Origin of the sequence: Paracoccus sp. J56, from assembly GCF_019633685.1 — a bacterium.
In the GTDB taxonomy this organism is placed as follows: domain Bacteria; phylum Pseudomonadota; class Alphaproteobacteria; order Rhodobacterales; family Rhodobacteraceae; genus Paracoccus; species Paracoccus kondratievae.
The window spans coordinates 1-22079 of sequence record NZ_JAFL01000012.1 but is presented as its reverse complement, the minus strand read 5'-3'; the positions used below and the strand labels follow the sequence as shown (position 1 = coordinate 22079).

The window sequence follows — 22079 nt, the reverse complement described above, 5'->3', positions numbered from 1 at the left end:
CTGTGCTGGAAAGGTGACAGGACCCGCCTGCGCGCGGGTTCAGGAGGACGTCCGCATTCCGGGAGAAATGCGGGCCAAAGCCAGAAAAACGAATGATGGGACCGGCGCCGATGCGTCCGGCCCGATGCGGAGGAAGACCATGAAGCAATTCGTTCTTGCCAGCCTGTTTGCGGCGGCCACTGCCCTGCCGGCCATGGCCGATTACACCATCATCGCGCCCGCCAACCCCGGCGGCGGCTGGGACCAGACCGCGCGCACCATGCAGACCGTGATGCAAGAAGAAGGCATCTCGAAATCGGTGCAGGTACAGAACGTGCCCGGCGCCGGCGGCACCATCGGGCTGGCGCAATTCGCCAACCAGAACAAGGGCAACCCCGACACGCTAATCGTCGGCGGCTATGTCATGGTCGGCGCGATCCTGACCAACAATTCGCCCGTTTCGCTTAAGGATGTGACGCCCATCGCCCGCCTGACCGGCGAATATGAGGCGATCGTGGTTCCCGCCGCCTCGCCCATCCAGGACATCAACGGCCTGGTCGAGGCGCTGAAGGCTGATCCCGGCGCGGTCAGCTGGGCCGGTGGCTCGGCCGGTGGCACCGACCATATCGCCGTTGGCCTGATCGCCAAAGCCGCAGGCGTCGATCCGACCAAGATCAACTACATCGCTTATTCCGGTGGCGGCGAGGCTCTGGCCGCGATCCTTGGCAATCAGGTGACTGCGGGCATTTCCTCTCTGGGCGAGTTCGAGGCCCAGATCCAGGCTGGCACCCTGCGCCTTCTGGCCGTCACCTCGCCCGAGCGGCTTGAAGGCGTCGATGCCCCGACCCTGCAAGAGGCCGGTCTGGACGTCACGCTTGAGAACTGGCGCATGGTCGCCGCTGCCCCCGGCCTGAGCGACGAGCAAAAGGCCAAGGTGACCGCCGATGTCGAAAAAATGGTGAAATCCGAAAACTGGCAGAAACAGCTGGCCGACAAGGGCTGGATGGACACATATCTGGCCGGTCCCGAATTCGAGGCCCAGCTTGAAAAAGACGTGGCCGCGACCGGCGCCATCCTCAAGGACATCGGTCTGGTGAAATGAGCGTATCTCGCCATGAACCGCCGCGCCGCCGTGATACGGCGGCGCTCATCGTCGCCGCCGGTCTGGTGGTGATCGGGGCCGTGCTGCTGTGGGACAGCAGCCGGCTTGCCGATCTGGGCGGCTATTCGGGCGTCGGCCCGGCCAGCGTGCCGCGCGTGGTGGGCGTGGCGCTGATCGGTCTGGCCATCTGGACCGCCGTCGAGGCCATGCGCGGCGATTTCCCCTTGCGTGCACCACAGAACATCCCGCCGGTGCTGTGGATCGTGGCGGGTCTGGCGGCACAGCTGATTCTGCTGAATGTAGCGGGCTTTTCCATCGCCACGGGGCTGCTCTTTGCCTTTACCGCCCGGGCCTTTGGCAAGCGCAATCTGGCCATGACCATCCCGATCGGCATCGCCGTTTCCTTTGTGGTCTGGACGATTTTCTCGCAACTTCTGATGCTGCACCTGCCTGCCGGGCCGCTTGAGCATCTGGTCTTTCCGCGGGGCTGAGCGATGAGTGCATTCGAATTTCTGCTGCAAGGCCTGGCCACGGCCGCCGACCCGATGATGCTGCTTTACGCACTGGTCGGGGTGACGCTTGGGACCGCTGTCGGCGTTCTGCCCGGCATCGGCCCCGCGCTGACCGTGGCGCTGCTGTTGCCTGTCACCTATCGGCTGGACCCGGCCGGATCGCTGATCATGTTCGCCGGCATCTATTACGGCGGCATGTACGGCGGCTCGACCACCTCGATCCTGCTCAACACCCCGGGCGAAAGCGCCTCGATCATCACCGCGCTCGAAGGGAACAAGATGGCCCGCAAGGGGCGCGGCGGCCCCGCGCTGGCCACCGCCGCCATCGGCTCATTCATCGCCGGGCTGATCGCGACGCTGCTGCTGGCCTTTCTGGCACCCACTATCGTCAAGGTGGCGCTGGTTTTTGGTGCGCGCGAATATTTCGCGCTGATGGTGCTGGCCTTTGTCACCGTCTCGGCCGCATTTGGCGATTCTGCCCTGCGCGGGCTGACGTCGCTGTTTCTGGGGCTGGCGCTGGCCTGTGTCGGTATCGACCAGCTGACCGGACAGGCACGGCTGTCCTTTGGCGTACCCGAATTGCTTGACGGTATCGAGGTCACGACCATGGCCGTCGCCATGTTCGCCGTGGGCGAGGCATTGTTCATCGCCGGTCAGCGCGTGCAGGTCGATGAGGAGGTCACAGCGGTTCGCGGCTCGATCTGGATGAGCCGCAAGGACTGGGCCCGCTCGTGGAAACCGTGGCTGCGCGGCACGTTCATCGGCTTTCCCATCGGTGCCATGCCTGCAGGCGGGGCCGAGATCGGCACCTTCCTGTCCTATGCCGCCGAGAAAAAGCTGACCAGACACCCCGAAGAGTTCGGCCACGGTGCAATCGAGGGCGTTGCCGGTCCCGAGGCCGCGAACAACGCCAGCGCCGCCGGTACCCTGGTGCCGCTGCTGACGCTGGGCCTGCCGACCTCGGCCACCGCGGCGATCATGCTGGCCGGGTTCCAGCAGTTCGGCCTGCAACCGGGACCGCTGCTGTTTGCCACCAACCCGACGCTGGTCTGGGGGCTGATCGCCTCGCTTCTGATCGCGAACGCGATGCTTCTGGTGCTGAACCTGCCGATGATCGGTCTGTGGGTCAAGCTGCTCAAGGTGCCGAAACCGTGGCTCTATGCGGGCATCCTGCTGTTTGCCACGCTGGGCACCATCGGGGCCAACCCCTCAAGCTTTGAACTGGGGCTGTTGCTTGCCTTTGGTGTGCTTGGCTATCTGATGCGGCTCTTTGGCTATCCGATCGCGCCGATCGTTGTCGGCCTGATCCTTGGCCCGATGGCCGAGCAGCAGTTGCGCCGGGCCTTGTCGATCAGCCAGGGCGACTGGCTTTACCTGGTCCAGTCACCGATCGCAGCCACCCTGCTGGCCATCGCCGCACTGGCGCTGATCGTACCGCTGATCCTGCGCGCACGCGGCAAGGGCGAGATGCTGAGCCAGCTTGCCGCCGAAGAGGACTGATCCAAAGGACCAGCCCTTTTTCCGAACCAAGGCCGCCCGCCATGTCCTGACCGCATGGCGGGCTTGCCATTTTGCTGCGTTGCAGAACAGCCGTCATGGCCCCATCTGTCTGGTGTCGACAGTTCGACAGATTCACATGACACACAGGCCGTAAAATGCACCGCGCCCTTCACTCGCTTACCTCGGTTCTTTCGACCATCCGGGCCGCCATCGCCGTCGCCTCGGCGACCGAGGCACATCGTCACCCCGCCGCCGCAGACCTGCGCCGTCTGGGTATCGACGAAGCCCGCTTTGCCAAGATCCATCTCTGATACCTTGCCGAAAGGCGCGGCGCCCCTTGGCGCCCGCGCCTGACAGGCACCGCCGGGCAGTTCCCCCGGTCAAAGGGACAGGGCGTAACATCTGCATATCACACAAATGCAGGTGCCCGAGCTTGTTCCCGGGACGATCATCCGGTATCTATCCCCGGCAATACGGTCCGGGGCGCAGTGGCAGCCGTGGGCGTAGCCCTGAACAGCAAGCCGGATATGCGTCCCACCCACGATCCGCCCGCCACATCAGCCTTGTCCCGCCAGACCATCGCCGCGCTTGTCGTCACCCACAACCGGCTTGACCGGCTGCGCGAGACGCTAACGCGACTGCTTGCCGAGGATCTGGATCAGATCCTTGTTTTTGACAACGCCTCGGGCGACGGTACGCGCGACTATCTGGACGCAATGGACGATCCGCGGCTGATCGTCATACATCACCCTGAAAATCTTGGGGGCGCAGGCGGTTTTTCCCGTGGCCTGCGCCTGTTGGTCAAAGGTTACGACCCTGACTGGGTTGTTCTGATGGATGACGACGGACGCCCCGCTCCCGGCCAGATCGCCCGTTTTCGCAGCCTTGATCTAAGCGGCTGGGACGCGCTTGGCGCCGCGGTGCTGACACCTTCGGGTCAGGTGTGCGAGATGAACCGCCCCTATCGCAACCCGTTCTGGCACCTGCCCGAGTTTCTGCGCACCCTGACCCGGGGCCGCAAAGGCTTTCATCTGGGTAATGACAACTATCGCGCCGATGCCGCGCCGGTCGGGATCGACATGACCTCATTTGTCGGTCTGTTTCTGTCGCGCGCCAGCATTTCCCGCGCCGGATATCCCGATGAGCGGCTGTTCATCTATGGCGACGACCAGCTTTACACGCTGGAAATGCGGCGCAAGGGGCTGCGCATCGGCTTTTTGCCCGCAGTCCGGTTTGAGCATGACACCGGCTCGATCCAGCCCGGCGGGCATCTGGTGCTGCGCCCGCTGTGGAAGGTCTATTACATGTACCGCAACGCGCTTATGGCCTATCGCGTGGCGGCGGGGCCCTGGTTCTGGCCATTGCTGCCAGTGCTGGCGCTGAAATGGCTGCGGCAGGCACGTCGCTATGGCCCCGACGCGGGGCGCTATCGCACAATCCTGCGGCAAGCCTTCATGGACGGGTTGTTGCGCAGGCTGGACCGGCCGCATGCCCAAGTCGTCGCGATGGCGGAAAAGCCGGACTAACCGCGCACCGCAAACCGCATGATCGCCGACAGGATGGCCTGAAAGCTGCGCCGCGCCCGGTCGCTTTCGCGTCGGGCACGCAGATAGCCATGAGGCAATTCAGGCTCATTGCGCCACTCGGCGGCAACACCAGCCGCGCGCAGCCGCTGCACATAATCCCGTGCGTCATCGCGCAGGGGATCGACATCGGCGCTGACGACAAAAGCAGGGGCTACACCGGCCAGATCCTCGACCTGCAGGGGCAAAGCCAAGGGATCAACCGGCCCATCGCCATGCAAGGCCGCGTGATAGGTGGCCAGATCCTCGGTCCGTAGCAGCGGCGCCCCGGCATTTTCGCGATAAGAGGGCGCGCTGCCATCTCCGCCAAGCCCCGGATAGATCAGCACCTGCCCTAAGGGCTGGCGTTGCCCGCGCCGCGACAGGCACAGCGCAGCGGAAAGCATCCCACCCGCACTGTCGCCCGCGATCACCGCCGGACGGTCCAGAGCATCCCAGACCGCCTGCACGTCCTGGATCTGGGCTGGCCAGCGATGTTCGGGCGCAAGGCGGTAGTCGATGGCGATAACCTGCAGGCCGGTCGCATCGGCGATTTCGGCACAAACATCGTCATGACTGTCCAGCCCGCCGACCACAAAGCCGCCGCCATGCACATAGACGACCGAAACCGCGCTATCCGCACCATAAACGCGGCAGGGCACGCCGCCGATACGGCGATCCCCGACCACAAGGCCCGGAGGGCGCGGGCCGCGAAAGACCGCGCACATCGCGTCGTAAAAGCGGCGGTTATCAGCGGCGCTGGCGCCATTCGCCTCGGGCGGATAGGCGGCCTCGGTCCGGGCGATAAAGCCTAGCACCTGCGGGTCCGAAATCATGGCTCATCACCTGCAACACGGCCCTCGGCGATGCGGTGGGTCAGCCAATCCGGGTCCATCTGCGGAACCGATGCCAGCAGTTCGCGCGTGTAATCATGGCGCGGCGGGTCCAGAACGTCGGGCTTGGGACCGCGATCCATGACCCGGCCACCCTTCATCACCACCACCTCATCGGCAATGGCGCGCACCGTGGCAATGTCATGGGTGATGAACATATAGCTGACCCCGGTTTCGTCCTGTACCTTGCTGAGCAGGCGTAAGATCCCCTCGGCCACCAACTGGTCAAGGGCGCTTGTCACCTCGTCGCAAATGATGAACTCGGGGTCGGCGGCCAGGGCGCGCGCAATGCCGATACGCTGCTTTTGCCCGCCCGACAGCTCACCCGGCAGGCGGTCCAGGAAACGCGCGGGGTCCAGCTCGATCTGCTCCATCAGCTCCATCAGCCGGGTCTCGCGCGCCTTTCCGGTCAGGCCCAGATAGAACTGCAAGGGGCGCGACAGGATCTGACGGATGGTCTGGCGCGGGTTCAGCGCCGTATCGGCCATCTGATAGATCATCTGCACCGCCCGCTTTTGCTCAAGCGTGCGCTGCGCGAGACGCGGCGGCAAAGCGGTACCGTTCAGCGAGATGCTGCCCAGCCGCGGCGGCAGCAGCCCGGTGATGACCCGCGCCGTTGTCGACTTGCCCGAGCCGGATTCGCCCACCACTGCCACCGTTGCCCCGCGCGGGATGTCAAAGCTGACGTCCGAAAGCACATCTAGCGTGGAATAGCCCGCCGTCACCTCGCGGATACTGATCGCCGGCGCGCTGGCCTGAGGCAGGGCACGCTCGGGCCGGCGGAACTCGCGCACCGCCCAAAGCGAGCGGGTATAGTCCTGCTTTGGTGCCCCGATCATCTGACGGGTCGGGGCCTCTTCGACCTCGCGGCCGTGGCGCATGACCTTGATGCGATCGGCCATCTGGGCCACCACCGCAAGGTCATGGGTGATATAGATGGCCGCCGTTCCGGTTGTCTCGACCGCCTCGCGGATCGCGGCAAGAACGCCGATCTGCGTGGTGACGTCCAAGGCCGTCGTCGGCTCGTCAAAGACGATCAGGTCAGGCTTGCAGGCCATCGCCATGGCGACCATCGCCCGCTGCAACTGCCCGCCCGAGACCTGATGCGGAAACCGCAGGCCGAAATGTTCGGGATCTGGCAGATGCATTGCGGCGTAAAGCTGGCGGGCAAAGTTTTCAGACTCTGCACGGCTTGCTGTGTGATGGATCGCCGGCCCCTCGCAAAACTGGTCAAGCAACCGCCACGCCGGGTTGAAACTGGCCGCCGCAGACTGCGCAACATAGGCAACGCGGCGACCGCGAAAGGCGCGGCGCTGGCGCTCGGGCAATTGCAGCAGGTCGGTGCCGTCAAAAAGCACCCGCCCGCCCGCAAAACGCAGCCCGCCCTGGACAAAACCCAGCGCAGCAAGACCCAGCGTCGATTTCCCCGCGCCGGATTCGCCGATCAGGCCGACCACCTCACCCCGTGCCACCTTCAGATCGACGCCGTGCAGAATCGGGGTCCAGCCTTCCTCGCCCCGCGCCTCGACCTTCAGGTTTTCGATGTTCAGCAGCATGGTTCAGTCCTTCAGACCCGAGGCGCGGTGCAGCATCCAGTCCACCACGAAATTGACCGAAACCGTCAGCACCGCGATGCAGGCAGCCGGCAAGAGCGGGGTGATATCGCCAAAGGTGATCAGCGCCGCATTGTCGCGCACCATCGCACCCCAGTCCGCCATGGGCGGCGGCAGGCCAAGTCCCAGAAAGGACAGGGCCGAGATGGTCAGAAAGACAAAGCAGAAGCGCAAGCCGAATTCGGCAATCAGCGGGGCCGAGATATTGGGCAGCACCTCACGCGTGATCGTCCACCAGATACCCTCACCCCGCAGATGCGCGGCCTCGACGTAATCCATCACCATGACATTCATCGCCGTGGCCCGGGCAAGGCGAAAGACCCGGGTGGAATCCAGAACTGCAACCACCGCGATCAGGTTCATCACCCCCGGCCCCAACGCTGAAAGCGCCAGCAGCGTCAGGATCAGCGCGGGCACCGCCATCAGCACATCGACGAGGCGCGACAGCACCAGATCGACCCAGCCGCCCAGCGCCGCCGCCAAAAGCCCGGCGATGGCCCCGATACCAAAGGCCAGCGCGGTCGTGACCAGCGCGACGCCCACGGTATTGCGCGCGCCCCAGATCAGCCGCGACAGCATGTCCCGGCCAAGCGTGTCGGTGCCAAAGGGATAGGTCGCGCTCCACGGTTCGAACTGCGCGCCGACGATCTGCGCCTCGCCATAGGGGGCGAACAGCGGCGCAAAAAGTGCAATCACCGCATAGGCAAGGATGACCAGCACCCCAAGGATTGCCGTCGGCGGCATGGTTTTCAGCATCCGCATCATGGCGTCACCTCGGATGCAGCAGGCGCGGGTTCGTGGCGATTGCCAGAACATCGGCCAGCAGGTTCAAAAGGATATAGACGGCGGCAAAGATCAGCGCACAGGCCTGAACCACCGGAATGTCGCGGTTGGTGACACTGTCCACCATCAGCTGGCCCAGTCCGGGATAGACAAAAACCACCTCGACAATGACGACGCCGGTGATCAGCCATGCGATGTTCAGCGCCACCACATTGACGATCGGGGCAAGGGCGTTCGGCAGCGCGTGCCGTGTCACCACCCTCCAGCGCGAAACACCCTTGAGCCGTGCCATCGTCACATAGGGCGCACCCAACACGTTGACGACGGCCGCCCGCGTCATGCGCATCATATGCGCGGTCACCACCAGAACCAGCGTGATCGCGGGCAGGAAGGCGCGGCTCAGCATCTCGCCCAGCCGGGGTGAGGCGCCGGGATCAGCGATCGAGGGCAACCAGCCCATACGGACCGACAGCCAGAACATCAGGATATAGGCGATGAAGAATTCGGGAAACGAGATCGCCGAAAGCGTCGCCACATTGGCGATGCGGTCAAACCAGCTGCCGCGCCACAGGGCGGACAGCAGGCCAAGCCCCACCGCCACCGGCACCGCGATCACAGCGGCATAGGCGGCAAGAAACAGCGTATTGCCCAACCGCGCCGCCAAAAGTTCGGCCACCGGCCTGCCATTGGCGAGCGAGCGGCCAAAATCGCCCGAAAGCACGCCCCCGACCCAGTCGAGATAGCGCCAGATCAGGGGCTGATCGAGGCCAAGTTCGCGCCGGAAAGCTGCAACCGTCTCGGGCGTGGCGGACTGGCCCAGCACCTGCTGGGCGATATCGCCGGGCAGCAGGCTGACGGCCAGAAAGATCAGCACCGAGATGACGAACAGTGTAAATACCCCGATGCCCAGCCGCCCCACGATCATCCGCAGGATGGGCCGCTGTCGCCGGGCAGCGGGGGCGCTCATGCCGTTGCCTCCTTCTGGCGGACAGAACGGATGCCCGTGCCGGCATGATCGGGATGGGGGGCCGTATCCTGCGCCGCCACCCGGTCAAGCGCCTCAAGCAGCGTGGGCGGCATCGGGATGGTGCGCCCCTCGTCCGTATCGACATGCAAGAGCATATGCTCACCCGTCGCGGCCTCGGTCCCGTCATCGCGCAGGATGGCGTGATGCAGACGGAACCGCTTGGCGTCATGCCCCAGCAGCCGGGTCTCGACCGTCAGCAGCTCGCCGGCCTTTACCTCGGCCAGATGGCGGATATGGGTTTCAACCGTATAGGCCGAGCGACCCTGCGCACGGTATTCCGCATCCAGCCCGATATGGATCAGAAAGGCATCGGTCGCGTCACCCAGCACCTGAAGATAACGGAACTCGGTCATATGGCCGTTGTAATCGACCCAGCTACCGGCGACGCGGGCCAGATGAAGACGCAGGGGATAGCCTTCGGCCCGGGCCGGGGCGCGCGCATAGAAACCGTCCTCTTGCGCCCGGACAGTCTGGCCGACGCCCCAATCATTGGCCTTGAGCGCATGAAAGATGCCGACAAGGTTGTCGTCACGGATCCGCTCTAGCTCGCGGATACTGTGATGACCCGATTGCGCGTCGGATTGACCGGCGATGCGGTCGATCAGCGCGTCATCAAGGTCGGGCACATCCATCAGCTTGGTCCAGGGCCATTTCAGCGCCGGGCCGAACTGGCCAAGGAAATGACGCATCCCGGCTTCGCCCCCGGCGATGCGATAGGTCTCGAACAGGCCCATCTGCGCCCAGCGCAGACCAAAGCCAAAACGGATGATATCGTCGATCTCTTCGGTGGTTGCGATACCGTCATTGACCAGCCACAGGGCCTCGCGCCAGACCGCTTCCAGCAGGCGGTCACCGATATGGGCATCAATCTCGCGCGCGATCTGGACCGGCTTCATGCCGATAGCGGTCAGGATTTCGCAGGCGCGGGCCGCCGCCTCTCCGCCACCCACGACCTCGACCACCGGCAAAAGATAGACCGGATTGAAAGGATGGGCGACAAGGATACGATCAGACAGACGCGCACCCTGCCGCAGTTCCGAGGGTTTGAAACCCGAGGTTGATGAGCCGATCAGCGCCGTTTCAGGCGCTGCATCCTCGATCTCGGCAATGATGCGATGCTTGAGATCCAGCCGCTCGGGCACGCTTTCCTGAATGTAATCGGCTTCCCGGACCGCCTCGGCCACCGAGCCCGCCCAATGGATGCGCCCCGGCCGGGGCAAAGGCGCCTGAAACAACGCCTCCCATGCCCGGGTTGCGTTCGCCAGCACCTCTGCGATGATGCGCTGCGCCTCGGGGTGGGGATCATAGACCGCGACATCATAACCCGAGAGGATAAAGCGGGCGATCCAGCCCCCGCCGATGACTCCGCCGCCGATTGCCGCAATCTTCATGCCTGCCACCACCGTTCCACGATCTTCCAGCCATCGAGGAAGCGGTTCGACGCCACCTCGCCATGCGCGACCTTGTCATTGGCCACGTCAATATAGTTCACAAAAATCGGGATGATCGTCCCGCCATCCTGAGAGACCAGCCCCTGCATTTCGCGATACATCTCGGCGCGCAGGCTTTCATCCAGTTCGGCCCGCGCCTTTAGCAGCAGCTCGTTGAAACGCTGGTTATCCCAGTGGCTTTCGTTCCATTCGGCCCCTTTGGCATAGACAAGGCTGAACATGTCATCCTCGGTCGGGCGACCGTTCCAGTAGCTGACGCAGAAGGGCTTTTTCAGCCAGACATTCGACCAGTAGCCGTCGTCCGGCTCACGCTTGACGGTCAGGTCGATGCCCGCCGCCTTGGCCGATTGCTGGAACAGCTGCACCATGTCGAGCGCCCCGACCGAGGCCGCGTCCGAGGCCGAGATCTCGACCTTCAGGCCCTCCATCCCCGCCTGTTTCAGGTAATGCCTGGCCTTATCCGGATCATAGCTGTTCTGGGCCAGATCGGCGGCATAAAAGCGGTTCGCCGGAGCGATGGGGCTGTCATTGGCGATCTGGCCATGACCGCGCAGCACCTTGTCCAGAACCTCTTGCCGGTCGATGGCATATTTCAGCGCCAGCCGCACATTCGGATCGGTAAAGGGCCCCTGATCACAGAACATCGGCATGGTGTAATGGGCTGTGCCCGTCACCTCGACCAGCTGCAGGCCGGGGCGGCGCTGCAACAGGTGCAGCGTGGCCAGATCAGGCGAGTTGATGACATCGACTTCGCCCGTCATCAGCGCATTCTGGCGGGCGGTGGCGTCGTTGATGGTCAGCAACACCGCCTCGTCAAACCAGGCGCGGTCGGGTTTCCAGTAGTCATCGCGGCGCTTCAGCGTGATGCGCACGCCCGGCTCAAAGTTTTCCAGCACATAGCCGCCGGTTCCCAGGCCGGACTGCCAGTCCAGCGTGCCATCCTCATTCGCGGGCATGATGACAAAGTGATAATCCGAGGTCATATAGGCAAAGTCGGCATTGCCCGAGACCAGTTCAAAGATCACCACATTGTCGCCGTCAGCACGGATATCCTTGACCTGTTCAAGCGAGCCCTTGGCACCGGATTTGGTCTGATCGCCGCGGTGGTGGTTGAACGAGGCGATAACATCCCGCGCCGTCAGCTTGCGCCCGTCGGAAAAGGTCACGCCGTCCTTCAGCCGGAAGGTCCAGACACGGGCCTCGGCATCCGGCTCGAACTCGGCCAGTTCGGGGACGGCACGGCCCTTGGCGTCGATCTCGACCAGGTTGTTGCAGACCGCCAGCATCGCCGTCACCACCGGCCCCGCCGCGTAGGTCGCAGGGTCCAGCGTGTCCGAGGTCGCGCCGCCCAGATGGCCGATGCGCAGCCTGCCGCCACGCTTGGCCGTTTGGGCATATGCGCCGCGCGGCAGGATCAGCCCCGCCGCAGCCATCCCCGCCGCGCCGGCCAGAACCCCGCGGCGGGTCAGCCCTTGCCTCGTCAGATTGATACTCATGATGGACCCCCTGTCTTGATGTTATGAATTGGTTCGGTCTGTGGCTCAGCGCCGGGTCAGTTTCAGCTTTTCGCGCACCTCCTGCGGTCCAAGGATCCGGCAGCCCATGGCGGTCAGGATGGTGGTCGCACGCTCGACCAGATCGCCGTTACTGGCCAGCACACCCTTGTCCAGCCAGATGTTGTCCTCAAGCCCGACCCGGACATTGCCGCCGGCCAAAGCGGCCTGTGCCACATAAGGCAGCTGCATCCGCCCGATCGAGAACATCGAATAGACCCAGCCGGGCGGGATATTGTTCACCATCGCCATCAGGCTGTTGGGATCAGATGGCGCGCCATAGGGGATACCCATGCACAGCTGGATCATCACCGGATCGTCAATCAGCCCCTCATCGACCAGCGTCCTGGCAAGCCACAGATGGCCGGTGTCAAAAACCTCGATCTCGGGGCGGACACCCGCGGCCTGAATGCGTGCAGCCATGGCGCGCAGGGTGCCGGGGGTGTTCGTCATGACGTAATCGGCTTCGGCAAAGTTCATCGTGCCGCAGTCAAGTGTGCATATCTCGGGCAGCAACTCTTCGACATGCACCAGACGCTCACTTGCGCCGACGATGTCGGATTGCGGCGACAGGGGCAGGGGCGCTTCGGCCGAGCCAAGCACGATATCGCCGCCCATCCCCGCCGTCAGGTTCAGCACCACATCGACATCGGCCGAGCGCACACGGTCCACCACCTCGCGGTACAGCGCGGGATCGCGCGACGGGGCGCCGGTTTCGGGGTTGCGCACATGCACATGGGCAATGGCCGCGCCCGCTTTCGCCGCCTCGATGCAGGAATCGGCGATTTCTTTGGGCGTGATCGGCACCAGATTCGATTTCTTGTGGCTCTGACCCGAACCCGTCACCGCACAGGTGATGAAGACGTCACGGTTCATTAGTAACTCCGGCAATTTATGGCTTGGAAATCAACGTGACAGCAAATTTGCTGGCATGATTGGCTGATTTCGCCATAATCTTTGCCTATGCCGTCAAAATCTCCGCTGCATCTGACCTTTCTGCTGTTCGATGGATTTTCGAACATGGTGCTGGCCAGCGCCATCGAGCCCCTGCGGGCGGCGCGCGACCTTTCGGGGCAGCGGCTGTTTTCCTGGCAGATCACATCGCTTGACGGAGGGCCGGTGACCAGTTCGTCGCGGCTGGCGATCTCGGTCGATCTGCCGCTGGATCGGGTAGGGGCAACGGATGCGCTGATTCTCGTATCAGGCTACGGAATGCGCGACCATCTGCAGCGCGATTCGGCGCAGGCAGTACTGCGCAAGGCACGTGGCCTGCCGGTCGTGGGTGGTATCGACACCGGGGCCTGGCTATTGGCACGGCTGGGGCTGCTTGCCGGACGCCGCGCCGCCATTCACTGGATGGAGCGTGAGGCGCTGGCCGAGGCATTTCCAGAAATCACAGTGGTTCCAGACCCTTATGCCACCGATGGCAATATCGTCACCTGCGGAGGCGCGCAAAGCGTGCTCAGCTGGTCGTTGGACCTGATCGGCGCGCAGGCAGGTGAGGCGCTGCGCTTTGACGTGGCGAATATGTTTGGCCGGGTCATGGGACGCAGCACCGACCCGGTCGAGTGGCAATTGCCCAGCCGGATGACTGACAGCGCGCTGCCATCTTCGCTGCAGCGCGCCATCGTTGCCATGCGTGAGACGGCCGAGCAGCCGTTGCCCCTGCCCCGGATTGCCGAGCGTGCGGCCCTGTCCACGCGCAGCATGGATCGGCTTTTTCACGCCCATCTGGGCCTGTCGGCAGGCGGATATTACCGGCAGATCCGGCTGTCCCACGCCCGGGCACTGGCTTTGGAAACCCGGCTGACGCTGGGCGAAATCGCCTCGCGTACCGGGTTTTCATCAGCAGCGACCCTGGCGCGGGCCTATCGCCGCGCTTTTGGGGAAACGGTGCGCAAAAGCGCCCCGCGCTAAGGTGCTACCAAAGGTGACGACGCAGAGCGTCGCCCTCTTGCGGGGCCGGAGTGGTATCGCTGCGTGCATCAGACGCGCCGATATCGCGCAAAAGATGGGGCGGCAGTTCGGCCAGCGCCTTGCGGGTTTCGGGATGATCCAGCGCCGCCATGCGGTCAGGGCATGAGGATAGGCCGGGCTTATCCCGGCGCAATACACCGAACAGCATCCTGGCCAGTCCCGAGAACAGCGGACGTTGACGCTCGCATGCAAGATTGTCGGACATTTAAGTCCTCCTTTCGGTGATCGTTATTGAACAATGACCTGATCATGCTAGGTTTCCTCGACGATGGCCAACAAAGCCTCAGTACGCTTTCATAAGGCAGGCTTATGTCTATTCCCCCGCTTGCCGCCCTGCGCGCCTTTGAGGCGGTGGCGCGGCACCTGAGCTTTACCCGCGCCGCACAGGAGCTGGGCATGACCCAGGCGGCAGTCAGCTATCAGATCCGCCTGCTGGAAGAGCGGCTGGGCATGCCGCTGTTTCTGCGCAAACCGCGCGGAATCACCCTGACCGAAACGGGGGCATTGTTTGCCCGCCCGACCATTGATGCCTTTGACATGCTGCGCGAGGCTTTTGCCGATCCTTCGGCAGATTCGGTCTCGACCCTGTCGATCTCGACCGTGCCGACTTTTGCCGGGGCCTGGCTGTCGCCGCGGCTGGGCAAATTCCAGATGAACCACCCCAACCTTGCCGTCAGACTGGAGACCAGCGACAATCTGGTCGATTTCGGGCGCGAGGATATCAGCGTGGCGATCCGCGCCGGTGACGGAGACTGGCCCGGGCTGGAATCACATTTCCTTATGTCGATCGAGTACACGCCCATGCTGTCGCCTGAACTGGCGAAAAAGCATGACCTGCGTGAACCCGCCGATCTGCTGAAACTGCCGCTGCTGGATCGGGTTGACCCGAACTGGGCGGTGTGGATGCGCGCGGCAGGGGTGGATTTCTGGGAAACGCCGCCGCGCCCCGGCCTGACCCTGTCGACAGACCTGCACGAGGCGCGGGCGGCGCTGGAGGGTTACGGCGTGGCACTGCTGACGCCGCGCTTTTTCCGGTTTGAGCTGGCAACCGGCAGCCTGATCCAGCCCTTTCCGCTGGTGGCGCAGAACGGCCGCAGCTTTTGGCTGGTCTATCCCAAAGGCCGCCGCAACCGTCCCGCTATCCGCAAGTTCCGCGCCTTTCTGCTGGACGAAATATCCTGCGATCCGGCCTAGGCCGGCTGACCCTGCCCGGGCCGGTGATCGTGGGGCAACGGAAACAGCCGGTCGTAAGCGATGTTAAAGACAAAGTTATAGACCAGATAGAACGCCACGATGAACAGATCGAGCATGAGCGTCTGCCACAGCGTCATGCCCAGATACCACGCCATCGGCGGCAACAGCATGATCAGCAAACCCAGCTCGAACAGCATCGTATGCAACAGGCGGTGGTGAACCGCCTTTTGGACATGCCCGACCCAGCGCCGCATGGCATGGTCGAAACCAAGGTTGAAGACAAAATTCCAGACCGTCGCCGCCGTCGCCGCGCCTACGCCGACGACGCCCATGTCGAGCATCGGTTTGTCATAGATCCAGGCGGTCAGCGGGGTGACAATCACCAGACCGATCAGCTCGAAGCTGATGGCGTGCCGTACGCGGTCTGGAAAACTGCGCATCGTCATAATGATTCCTCGTTATTGCTTGATGCGCTTTCTATCTGTATTTCCCGGAATACCAAGTTAGATACCATCTGATTTTCTGATAGATGACTGTCACACTGGATCAATTGCAGGCTTTTGTCGCCACCGCCGAAAGCGGCTCGTTCTCGGCCGCCGGACGGGCGCTGCGCAAGGCTCAGTCGGCAATCAGCACACAGGTATCGAACCTTGAAGACGACCTTGGGATCGAACTTTTCAGCCGCCAGGGCCGCAACCCGGTCCTGACCCCGGCCGGCGAACGGCTGCTTGCCGAAGCACGGGTGGTGCTGGACCGGCGCGAGCATCTGATTGGTGTCGCCGCCAGTTTCACCGCCCATGTCGAGCATCGGCTGGTCGTTGCCGTGGACGAGCTTTATCCGGAAAAGCCTCTGGCTGCACTATTTGCCGATTTCGCCGCCCACTTCCCGCATGTAGAGCTGGAGCTGCTGTTTCCGATGATGGAGGACGTCAGCCGGCTGGTGCTGGATGGCAAGGCCGATATCGGCGTGATGTGGCGGCAGGAGATTCTGCCGGCCGAGATCGGCTTTCACACGCTGGGCTGGGTGCCGCTGCAACTGGTCTGCGGCAAGAATCACCCTTTGGCCAATGGCGCGATTGATTTCGAAGAACTCAAGCGACACCGCCAGCTTATGGTTGCGGTCCGCAGCGAAGGCCCGGAAAAACAGCGCCTGCGCACCGCGGCCGAGGTCTGGTGGGTCGAAAGCCACTGGGTGATCCTGCAACTGGTCCGGCAGGGTATCGGCTGGGCTTTGGTCCCTGACCATATCATCGAGAACTCTCCCGTCCGCGAGGATCTGGTCATACCGCCGCTGCGTTTTGACGGGGCCGACTGGCCGGTTGCGCTGGAGATGGTCTGGCACAAGCAGCGGCCCAGCGGACCGGCGGCGCGATGGTTGCGCGAACGCTTTGCCGCCATGCGCATCAGCGGCCTGCCGGGTTAAGACCTAGCAATAGGGCCGGGTCGAAACCGCCCCGACCCGCAGCCTGCGCCGCAGCGTCCGCGACCCCCAGTCGACCAGCGCCGTCAGCAGCATCATCGCCACGACCAGCATCGCCGCGCGATCAAAACGCAAGGTGGCAATGGCACTATCGACATAAAAGCCCAGCGTGGCGATGCCCAGAATGCCCAGGATCATGCTTTCACGCAGGATGATCTCGCCGCGATAGAACAGATAAGCAATCAGCCCGGACGAAACACGCGGCACCAGCTCATAGGCATATAGCCCGGCGCCCTTCGGGCGGTCGGGACGCAGGCCGGGCACGATCCTTGTCGCCTCCCGGCCGATCAGATGAGCGATGATCGCACCATTGTGCAGCCCCAGCGCCAGCACCGCCGGCAGCATCGAGGGGCCAAAGACCTGCACCCCGACAAAGACCAGCATATATTCCGGGGTAGAGCGCAGGATCACCAGCACCACATGGCCAAAGCCCGAGCCGATCCTGCCAGCCAATGCCGGAACGATCAGCGGAAAGGCAAAAAGCGCGATGATGCCGCACAGAACAAAGGCCAGATAGCTGACCAGCACCGTCGCCCATGCCCCCGGCAGCACCTCGTGTGAGACGAGCCGCCACAGCCAGTCGCCAAAGGCGCGCCAAGTTCCGGCCGCGCCCGGATCAGCGCCTCGCAGAGGGGCCGGGACCATATCGACCCCGATCAGCTGCCACAGACCGGCAGCCGAGACCGGCCCTTGCGACAGTGAGGCGAGATAGGCCAGCGCGCCCAGAACATAAAGCGGCACCAGCCTGCGACGCAGCCACAGCGACTGGCTGAGGATCAGCGCATAGGTCAGCAAAAGCACGGCCGCCGCACCGTCGTAACGGCCTTGTTTGAACAGGGTATCAAGCTCAAACCCCAGCGTCGGCAGGCCGACAAAGCCCAGCACCGCGCTGGAGCGGATGCCGCATTCGATACGATAGCAGAAATAGCTCCAGAATGCCGGCAGGCTGGGCACCAGCCGCGCATAGATCAGCCCCGAAAGAGTCATTCCGCGCCCGGGCAGGGCGTCACGCGGGCGCGGGTCAGCCTCGTCAAGGATTTCGCCAAACACCTTGGCAAATATGCCGCTATAGGACAGCGCCAAGGCCAGCACCGCCGCGATGGGTTCGGGCCCGGTCACCGTCATGATGAACAGCGCCCAGATCAGCTCATGCACGCTGCGCAGGGACAGCGACAGCATCCTGACCGCACGCCAGCGCCAAAGCAGTGCCATGGCAAAGCCCGCAACCGCGCCAATGGCGACGCCGCCAAAGGCCACGGTCAGCGTCAACAGCAGCGCCTGCCCCAGGTTTTCCAGCGCCGCGAAATCGGGGCGGGCAAAGCCCATCGCCAGTGCCTTGAGCACCGCCCCGGGGGACGGCGCGCTGATCTGCAAATCGGCCGCGAACAGTGCCAGCGCGGCCAGCGTCAGCGCGATCCAGACGACCTGCAACCGGCGCAGGGACGGCTTGGCCTCGCGCTCAGCGGGCATAGAGATGGTCGATGTCGGCAGCATTCTGTTCGCCTGCCGGCATGTCAAAGATGATGCACCGGTCCTTTAGCCCGACCAGTCGCGTGCAATATGCCTGCGCCAGCCCGACATCATGCAGCGAGATCACCGAAGTCGGAAAACGTGAGATCAGCGTCGCCAGCACCTCAGGTGCCTGCTTTTCATCCAGCGCCGAGACAGGCTCATCCGCCAGCAGCACCTCGCCACCGCCATGAATGGCCCGCGCCACGGCGGTGCGCTGGCGCTGCCCGCCCGAAAGCCGCTCGACCGGCTGATCAACCGGCGGCTCAAGCCCCAGTTCGCGGGTCAGTTCGGCAACTTCGGCCCGGTCGCGACGAAAGGGACGCAACAGCGTGACCAGATTGTATAGCGCCGAATGACGATGCAGGCGGCCCATATGGACGTTGTGAAAAAGGCTTAGCTGCGGGACCAGCGCATTGTCCTGGGGGACCAGTGCCACCTCTTTTCCCGCGACCATGGCCTTTTCGCGGATCGCCGCCAGCAGCGTCGATTTGCCCGCCCCGCTGCGGCCAAGCAGTGCCACACGCTCACCCTGCCGGATCGTCAGGGTAACGTTTTCCAGCACCACAGCGGGGCCATAGGACAGGGTTTGCCCACGCAGCTCGATCATGGGCGGCCTTCAGTCCAAAAGATCAAGCTGGCGCGCGACCTCTTCGATGGGCTGGTAATCGGCATTGCTCGCCGCGATAAAGCGGCTGCGCGGAAAGGCGCCAAGGATCTCGGGGTCATCCATCCCAAGGATCGCCGTGGTCAGCCGCTCGGTAAAGCCCGCGCCAAATTTCTCATCAGCATCGCCGCGCAGGGTAAAATTGTAGTCGGGATAGGCCGGAGTGCGCCAGATCACCGGGACCTCGGCCGGATCGACCTGCCCCTTTGCCACCATGTCGTCATAGGCGGTGAAGTTGACCGCGCCGATCTCATAGGCGCCGCTTTGCACCAGCTCGACGGTTTTGGTGTGATCGCCCGAAAATCCGACCCGGGAAAAGAACTCTTCCGGCGCCACCCCGGTGTTCCGCCTGATCTCATATTCCGGCATCAACCGGCCCGAAGTCGAGGTCTTGGCACCAAAGGTAAAGCTGCGCCCCTTGGCGGCCATGGGGAAGTCCGGCCCCTCAGTCAGGCCGGCCGCCTTATTGGCAATGAAATAGCTGACGAAACGCGCATCCTCTTCGCCCTGCGCAATGGCGACCGAGCCTGGCAGCGCCAGCCGCGCCTGCACGCCCGACAATCCGCCGAACCACGCAAGCTGGATCTGATCGTTGCGAAAGGCCACCACAGCGGCAGGGTAGGATTTCACCGGAACGAACTCGACCGGAACGCCCAGCTTGTCGGACAGATATTCGGCAACCTTGGTGAAGCGGCCCATCAGCTTGGTTGCGTCCTCGTCGGGGATGGCCGAAAAGCGCAGCACCTCGGCAGCGCGGCTGGCAAGCGGGGCAAGCGCCGCAGCGGCGGCCAGGCCCCCGACGAGTTGCCGGCGATTAAGACGGAATTCCATGGTTCGTCCTCCTGTCCAAGGAAGGGTTGGGATGCGCCCTTTGCCACACTAACCGCAACGGACTCAAGCCGAAGGCGCGACGAGAGTCAGTCGGCCCAGCTGAGCAAGAAAGGGCTCTGCGTTTTCAAGACAGCGCAGATCCAGCAGGAACCGGTCCTTGTGGATCCGCCCGATCACCGGCAGTGGCAGTTCGCGAAACGCCCGCGCGATAGCTTGGGCCGAAACGCCGCCGATCCCGTCAAAAGCCAGCCCCGCGCTTGGCAGCAGATCCACCGGCCGCGCCCCGCTGCCGATCTGGCTAAGGCATTCGATGACCGAGACCCCGGCCCACCCGGCAACCGCCGTCCCGACCTGCGGGCACAACCATTCGGCCAGGGCACGGATCTCATCCGTGGGGCGGGTCAAAAGGCGCAGGGTCGGGATCTCGGCCCGGGCGCGTTCAGGATCGCAGTGGCTTTGCAGTGTTGCGGTCAGCGCGGCAAGGATGATCTTGTCCACCCTCAGCGCCCGTTTCAGCGGGTTGGCGCGCATACGGGCGATCAGCTCACGCGAACCGGCGATGATGCCGCATTGTGGCCCACCCAAAAGCTTGTCACCGCTAAAGGTGACCGCATCAGCCCCATCACTGATCGCTTGCCGCGCCGTCGGCTCGGCAGGCAACCCAAAAGCGCCCAGATCCAGCAACGAGCCGCTACCAAGATCAATCAGGAAGGAGATGCCCTGTCGCCGCGCGAGTGCTGCCAGATCGGCCTGAGGCACCTCGGCCGTAAAGCCCTCGATTGCGTAATTGCTGGCATGAACCTTCATGAAGGCGGCAGTTTCTTCGTTCACAGCCTGAGCATAGTCACGCAGATGGGTGCGGTTGGTGGTGCCGACCTCGTGCAAGCGGCAGCCCGCGCGGGCCATCACATCAGGGACGCGAAATGCGCCGCCGATCTCGACCAGCTCGCCACGAGAAACGACGACCTCGCGCCCCAGCGCCAGTGTGTTCAGCATCAGCATGACCGCCGCGGCATTGTTGTTCACCACGGTCGCGGCCTCGGCCCCGGTCAGGCGGCAGATCAACGCCTCGACATGGCTGTCGCGGTCGCCGCGTGCGCCCTGATCAAGGTCGTATTCCAGATTGGTCGCGCTGATCATCGCCTGACAGGCCGCCTCGGCAGCCCGCTGCGACAGCAGGGCACGGCCCAGATTGGTATGGTTGACCGTGCCCGTCAGGTTCAGCACCGGTCGGAGCGAGGGCTCGGCCTGCTCTGCCAGCCGCTCGGCACATTCGGTTAGCAGATTGCCGGCTGCTGCCTGACCCTGTCCGATCGCCCGCCGCCGGTCCTGAAGCAGGCTGCGCAGCGTCTCGACCACGGCGTCGCGTCCGTGATTGGCGATAAGGCGCAGGATCTCGTCCTGACGCAAGAGTTTGTCGATCGAAGGCAGGGCGCTGCGAGGATCCATGGCTGTTCTGATCTTGCTGGGAACGGGCTGCGCGTGGGGTTCCAGAGCATGCCCCCGCCGCGTCAACTTGCGGTCTTGGGGGCGGGCTTGTCAATCTTGGGGGCCAACCCATGTTGCAGGCCGATCTGCATCACGACCATGGCGCCCTTGTCGGGGTCTATCGCCGCATGTGCTGTCAATCGGCGTTGCATGGTGGCCCCTTATCGGCGTCGCAAAGGGACCCCTCTGGCGATGTGGTGAGCAGGCCCGTGGCGGCGTAGCTTTCCATCTGGCGCAGCCGACGCGGGCCTGCGTTTTGGAGGTCGGTCAGGCTCGTGTATTGATGCGCCAGCTGTCGTTTCCGGTTTCGACGATGTCGCAATGGTGAGTGAGACGGTCGAGCAGCGCGGTGGTCATCTTCGCGTCTCCGAAGACGGTCGGCCATCCTGCGCTCACTAGTGGACAAGATCGTGCTGACGCCGGGGGAGGATCGGATCGAGATCGACGTTCAGGGCGATCTTGCCGGAATCCTTACGCTTTCGGCGCAACGCAAAAACCCCGCGGCGGATGCAGCGGGGTCGCAATTATCGTTGGTTGCGGGGGCACGCAACTACCGATACCAACATTTGTTGGAGATTGCGATCTAGCAAGGTTCAACAGAGAGTGAGGTGGTGCCGGTTTCTGAGACAGGGGCATAAGGTGGATCGACCGATGAAAAGGACGATCCAGCATGAAGACACGCAGACGGTTTACGGCCGAGTTCAAGGCCAAGGTCGCGCTTGAGGCGATCCGCGGCGAGCGGACGATTTCGGAGTTAGCCACGAAACACCAGCTTCATCCCAACCAGATCACGCAGTGGAAGCGGCAGGCCATCGAGAACCTGGCCAAGGCGTTCGACGACAAGGCTTCCGACGCACAGGTCGGCCGGGAGGCCGAGGTCACGAAGCTGCACGCCAAGATCGGCCAGCTCGTCGTCGAGCGCGATTTTTTGGCCAAAGCCTTCGATCGCTGAGCCTGG

At 63.7% G+C, this 22079-nt stretch carries 23 protein-coding genes and 2 pseudogenes; 10 read left to right on the top strand and 15 right to left on the bottom strand.

Translation table 11 applies throughout. The annotated features are described in order from the left end of the window. Positions 1-139 precede the first annotated feature (139 nt). The 5 genes from M511_RS10500 (at position 140) to M511_RS10480 (ending at position 4619) form a co-directional block, all read left to right on the top strand. Positions 140-1081 carry a Bug family tripartite tricarboxylate transporter substrate binding protein gene (locus M511_RS10500; RefSeq protein ID WP_029372301.1) on the top strand — a complete coding sequence of 314 codons (942 nt, stop codon included), beginning with the start codon at positions 140-142 and terminating at the stop codon, positions 1079-1081. Beyond that, complete coding sequence (locus M511_RS10495; protein WP_085502158.1) at positions 1078-1572, top strand: tripartite tricarboxylate transporter TctB family protein; 495 nt, start codon at positions 1078-1080, stop codon at positions 1570-1572. Before M511_RS10500 ends, M511_RS10495 begins: the two co-directional genes overlap by 4 nt. 3 nt (positions 1573-1575) lie before the next feature. Then, positions 1576-3093, top strand: coding sequence for a tripartite tricarboxylate transporter permease (locus tag M511_RS10490; protein ID WP_085502157.1), 1518 nt, complete (start codon positions 1576-1578; stop codon positions 3091-3093). Positions 3094-3248: 155 nt separating this feature from the next. Continuing rightward, on the top strand, positions 3249-3404 hold the full coding sequence (locus M511_RS10485) for a hypothetical protein (protein ID WP_010397767.1): 156 nt from the start codon (positions 3249-3251) through the stop codon (positions 3402-3404). A 216-nt stretch (positions 3405-3620) separates the two neighbouring features. Continuing rightward, the gene (locus M511_RS10480; protein WP_010397765.1) at positions 3621-4619 is read left to right on the top strand and encodes a glycosyltransferase; all 999 of its coding nucleotides are present in this window, start codon (positions 3621-3623) and stop codon (positions 4617-4619) included. On the opposite strand, the gene M511_RS10475 is transcribed toward M511_RS10480, so the two are convergent. The 7 genes from M511_RS10475 to M511_RS10445 are packed head-to-tail and all read right to left on the bottom strand — an operon-like array spanning position 4616 to position 12851. Further along, positions 4616-5491, bottom strand: a complete 876-nt coding sequence (locus tag M511_RS10475) for an alpha/beta hydrolase (protein WP_085502156.1) — start codon at positions 5489-5491, stop codon at positions 4616-4618. The two genes, M511_RS10480 and M511_RS10475, sit on opposite strands and share 4 nt — an antisense overlap. Further along, positions 5488-7104 carry an ABC transporter ATP-binding protein gene (locus tag M511_RS10470; protein ID WP_010397760.1) on the bottom strand — a complete coding sequence of 539 codons (1617 nt, stop codon included), beginning with the start codon at positions 7102-7104 and terminating at the stop codon, positions 5488-5490. The genes M511_RS10475 and M511_RS10470 overlap by 4 nt, the downstream gene beginning before the upstream one ends. A gap of 3 nt (positions 7105-7107) precedes the next feature. Next, positions 7108-7926 (bottom strand): ABC transporter permease, encoded by an 819-nt coding sequence (locus M511_RS10465; protein WP_010397757.1) that lies wholly within the window; start codon positions 7924-7926, stop codon positions 7108-7110. Positions 7927-7930: 4 nt separating this feature from the next. Then, a complete protein-coding gene (locus tag M511_RS10460) occupies positions 7931-8911 on the bottom strand; it encodes an ABC transporter permease (protein ID WP_010397755.1) in 981 nt (326 codons plus the stop codon). Next, the gene (locus M511_RS10455; RefSeq protein WP_085502155.1) at positions 8908-10362 is read right to left on the bottom strand and encodes a carnitine 3-dehydrogenase; all 1455 of its coding nucleotides are present in this window, start codon (positions 10360-10362) and stop codon (positions 8908-8910) included. The genes M511_RS10460 and M511_RS10455 overlap by 4 nt, the downstream gene beginning before the upstream one ends. Continuing rightward, the gene (locus M511_RS10450; RefSeq protein ID WP_085502154.1) at positions 10359-11918 is read right to left on the bottom strand and encodes an ABC transporter substrate-binding protein; all 1560 of its coding nucleotides are present in this window, start codon (positions 11916-11918) and stop codon (positions 10359-10361) included. Before M511_RS10450 ends, M511_RS10455 begins: the two co-directional genes overlap by 4 nt. Positions 11919-11963: 45 nt before the next feature. Continuing rightward, a complete protein-coding gene (locus M511_RS10445; protein ID WP_085502153.1) occupies positions 11964-12851 on the bottom strand; it encodes a beta-keto acid cleavage family enzyme in 888 nt (295 codons plus the stop codon). Between the two features lie 87 nt (positions 12852-12938). Here M511_RS10445 and M511_RS10440 point away from each other — a divergent pair, with 87 nt between their 5' ends. After that, a complete protein-coding gene (locus M511_RS10440; protein WP_010397745.1) occupies positions 12939-13892 on the top strand; it encodes a GlxA family transcriptional regulator in 954 nt (317 codons plus the stop codon). A 4-nt stretch (positions 13893-13896) separates the two neighbouring features. Here M511_RS10440 and M511_RS10435 read toward each other — a convergent pair whose 3' ends face one another. Next, positions 13897-14157, bottom strand: a complete 261-nt coding sequence (locus M511_RS10435) for a DUF1127 domain-containing protein (protein ID WP_085502152.1) — start codon at positions 14155-14157, stop codon at positions 13897-13899. 104 nt (positions 14158-14261) lie between these two features. Between M511_RS10435 and M511_RS10430 the strand changes: the two genes are divergently transcribed. Further along, positions 14262-15146, top strand: a complete 885-nt coding sequence (locus M511_RS10430; RefSeq protein WP_085502151.1) for a LysR substrate-binding domain-containing protein — start codon at positions 14262-14264, stop codon at positions 15144-15146. Here the strand turns inward: M511_RS10430 and M511_RS10425 are convergent. Beyond that, on the bottom strand, positions 15143-15592 hold the full coding sequence (locus M511_RS10425) for a PACE efflux transporter (protein ID WP_010397736.1): 450 nt from the start codon (positions 15590-15592) through the stop codon (positions 15143-15145). The two genes, M511_RS10430 and M511_RS10425, sit on opposite strands and share 4 nt — an antisense overlap. 83 nt (positions 15593-15675) lie before the next feature. On the opposite strand from M511_RS10425, the gene M511_RS10420 reads away from it, so the two are divergent. Then, positions 15676-16569, top strand: a complete 894-nt coding sequence (locus tag M511_RS10420; protein ID WP_010397733.1) for a LysR family transcriptional regulator — start codon at positions 15676-15678, stop codon at positions 16567-16569. Between the two features lie 3 nt (positions 16570-16572). On the opposite strand, the gene M511_RS10415 is transcribed toward M511_RS10420, so the two are convergent. From M511_RS10415 to M511_RS10395, 6 genes and pseudogenes are all read right to left on the bottom strand, one after another. After that, positions 16573-18120 (bottom strand): PhnE/PtxC family ABC transporter permease, encoded by a 1548-nt coding sequence (locus M511_RS10415; protein ID WP_240547601.1) that lies wholly within the window; start codon positions 18118-18120, stop codon positions 16573-16575. Continuing rightward, on the bottom strand, positions 18086-18745 hold the full coding sequence (locus M511_RS10410) for an ATP-binding cassette domain-containing protein (RefSeq protein ID WP_085502149.1): 660 nt from the start codon (positions 18743-18745) through the stop codon (positions 18086-18088). Before M511_RS10410 ends, M511_RS10415 begins: the two co-directional genes overlap by 35 nt. Before the next feature lie 9 nt (positions 18746-18754). Continuing rightward, on the bottom strand, positions 18755-19633 hold the full coding sequence (locus tag M511_RS10405; protein WP_085502148.1) for a putative selenate ABC transporter substrate-binding protein: 879 nt from the start codon (positions 19631-19633) through the stop codon (positions 18755-18757). 63 nt (positions 19634-19696) lie between these two features. Beyond that, complete coding sequence (gene selA / locus M511_RS10400) at positions 19697-21082, bottom strand: L-seryl-tRNA(Sec) selenium transferase (protein ID WP_085502147.1); 1386 nt, start codon at positions 21080-21082, stop codon at positions 19697-19699. A gap of 62 nt (positions 21083-21144) precedes the next feature. After that, positions 21145-21273 (bottom strand): hypothetical protein, encoded by a 129-nt coding sequence (locus M511_RS19445; protein ID WP_254901051.1) that lies wholly within the window; start codon positions 21271-21273, stop codon positions 21145-21147. Between the two features lie 115 nt (positions 21274-21388). Then, positions 21389-21505 (bottom strand): annotated as a pseudogene (locus M511_RS10395) (ATP-binding protein); the annotation flags it as partial. 14 nt (positions 21506-21519) lie between these two features. Here M511_RS10395 and M511_RS10390 point away from each other — a divergent pair. Both M511_RS10390 and M511_RS10385 read left to right on the top strand, forming a co-directional pair. Further along, entirely contained in the window at positions 21520-21708 is a 189-nt protein-coding gene (locus M511_RS10390; protein WP_217809603.1) for a hypothetical protein, read from the top strand. An 83-nt stretch (positions 21709-21791) separates the two neighbouring features. Beyond that, positions 21792-22058 (top strand): annotated as a pseudogene (locus tag M511_RS10385) (transposase); the annotation flags it as partial. Between the last annotated feature and the right edge of the window lie 21 nt (positions 22059-22079).

What these genes read in the sequence shown, in the direction of transcription:
- M511_RS10500 (WP_029372301.1), top strand. Translation starts at nt 140, where the DNA reads ATGAAGCAATTCGTTCTTGCCAGCCTGTTTGCGGCGGCCACTGCCCTG.
- M511_RS10495 (WP_085502158.1), top strand. Translation starts at nt 1,078, where the DNA reads ATGAGCGTATCTCGCCATGAACCGCCGCGCCGCCGTGATACGGCGGCG.
- M511_RS10490 (WP_085502157.1), top strand. Translation starts at nt 1,576, where the DNA reads ATGAGTGCATTCGAATTTCTGCTGCAAGGCCTGGCCACGGCCGCCGAC.
- M511_RS10485 (WP_010397767.1), top strand. Translation starts at nt 3,249, where the DNA reads ATGCACCGCGCCCTTCACTCGCTTACCTCGGTTCTTTCGACCATCCGG.
- M511_RS10480 (WP_010397765.1), top strand. Translation starts at nt 3,621, where the DNA reads ATGCGTCCCACCCACGATCCGCCCGCCACATCAGCCTTGTCCCGCCAG.
- M511_RS10475 (WP_085502156.1), bottom strand. Translation starts at nt 5,491, where the DNA reads ATGATTTCGGACCCGCAGGTGCTAGGCTTTATCGCCCGGACCGAGGCC.
- M511_RS10470 (WP_010397760.1), bottom strand. Translation starts at nt 7,104, where the DNA reads ATGCTGCTGAACATCGAAAACCTGAAGGTCGAGGCGCGGGGCGAGGAA.
- M511_RS10465 (WP_010397757.1), bottom strand. Translation starts at nt 7,926, where the DNA reads ATGATGCGGATGCTGAAAACCATGCCGCCGACGGCAATCCTTGGGGTG.
- M511_RS10460 (WP_010397755.1), bottom strand. Translation starts at nt 8,911, where the DNA reads ATGAGCGCCCCCGCTGCCCGGCGACAGCGGCCCATCCTGCGGATGATC.
- M511_RS10455 (WP_085502155.1), bottom strand. Translation starts at nt 10,362, where the DNA reads ATGAAGATTGCGGCAATCGGCGGCGGAGTCATCGGCGGGGGCTGGATC.
- M511_RS10450 (WP_085502154.1), bottom strand. Translation starts at nt 11,918, where the DNA reads ATGAGTATCAATCTGACGAGGCAAGGGCTGACCCGCCGCGGGGTTCTG.
- M511_RS10445 (WP_085502153.1), bottom strand. Translation starts at nt 12,851, where the DNA reads ATGAACCGTGACGTCTTCATCACCTGTGCGGTGACGGGTTCGGGTCAG.
- M511_RS10440 (WP_010397745.1), top strand. Translation starts at nt 12,939, where the DNA reads ATGCCGTCAAAATCTCCGCTGCATCTGACCTTTCTGCTGTTCGATGGA.
- M511_RS10435 (WP_085502152.1), bottom strand. Translation starts at nt 14,157, where the DNA reads ATGTCCGACAATCTTGCATGCGAGCGTCAACGTCCGCTGTTCTCGGGA.
- M511_RS10430 (WP_085502151.1), top strand. Translation starts at nt 14,262, where the DNA reads ATGTCTATTCCCCCGCTTGCCGCCCTGCGCGCCTTTGAGGCGGTGGCG.
- M511_RS10425 (WP_010397736.1), bottom strand. Translation starts at nt 15,592, where the DNA reads ATGACGATGCGCAGTTTTCCAGACCGCGTACGGCACGCCATCAGCTTC.
- M511_RS10420 (WP_010397733.1), top strand. Translation starts at nt 15,676, where the DNA reads ATGACTGTCACACTGGATCAATTGCAGGCTTTTGTCGCCACCGCCGAA.
- M511_RS10415 (WP_240547601.1), bottom strand. Translation starts at nt 18,120, where the DNA reads ATGCTGCCGACATCGACCATCTCTATGCCCGCTGAGCGCGAGGCCAAG.
- M511_RS10410 (WP_085502149.1), bottom strand. Translation starts at nt 18,745, where the DNA reads ATGATCGAGCTGCGTGGGCAAACCCTGTCCTATGGCCCCGCTGTGGTG.
- M511_RS10405 (WP_085502148.1), bottom strand. Translation starts at nt 19,633, where the DNA reads ATGGAATTCCGTCTTAATCGCCGGCAACTCGTCGGGGGCCTGGCCGCC.
- selA (WP_085502147.1), bottom strand. Translation starts at nt 21,082, where the DNA reads ATGGATCCTCGCAGCGCCCTGCCTTCGATCGACAAACTCTTGCGTCAG.
- M511_RS19445 (WP_254901051.1), bottom strand. Translation starts at nt 21,273, where the DNA reads ATGCAACGCCGATTGACAGCACATGCGGCGATAGACCCCGACAAGGGC.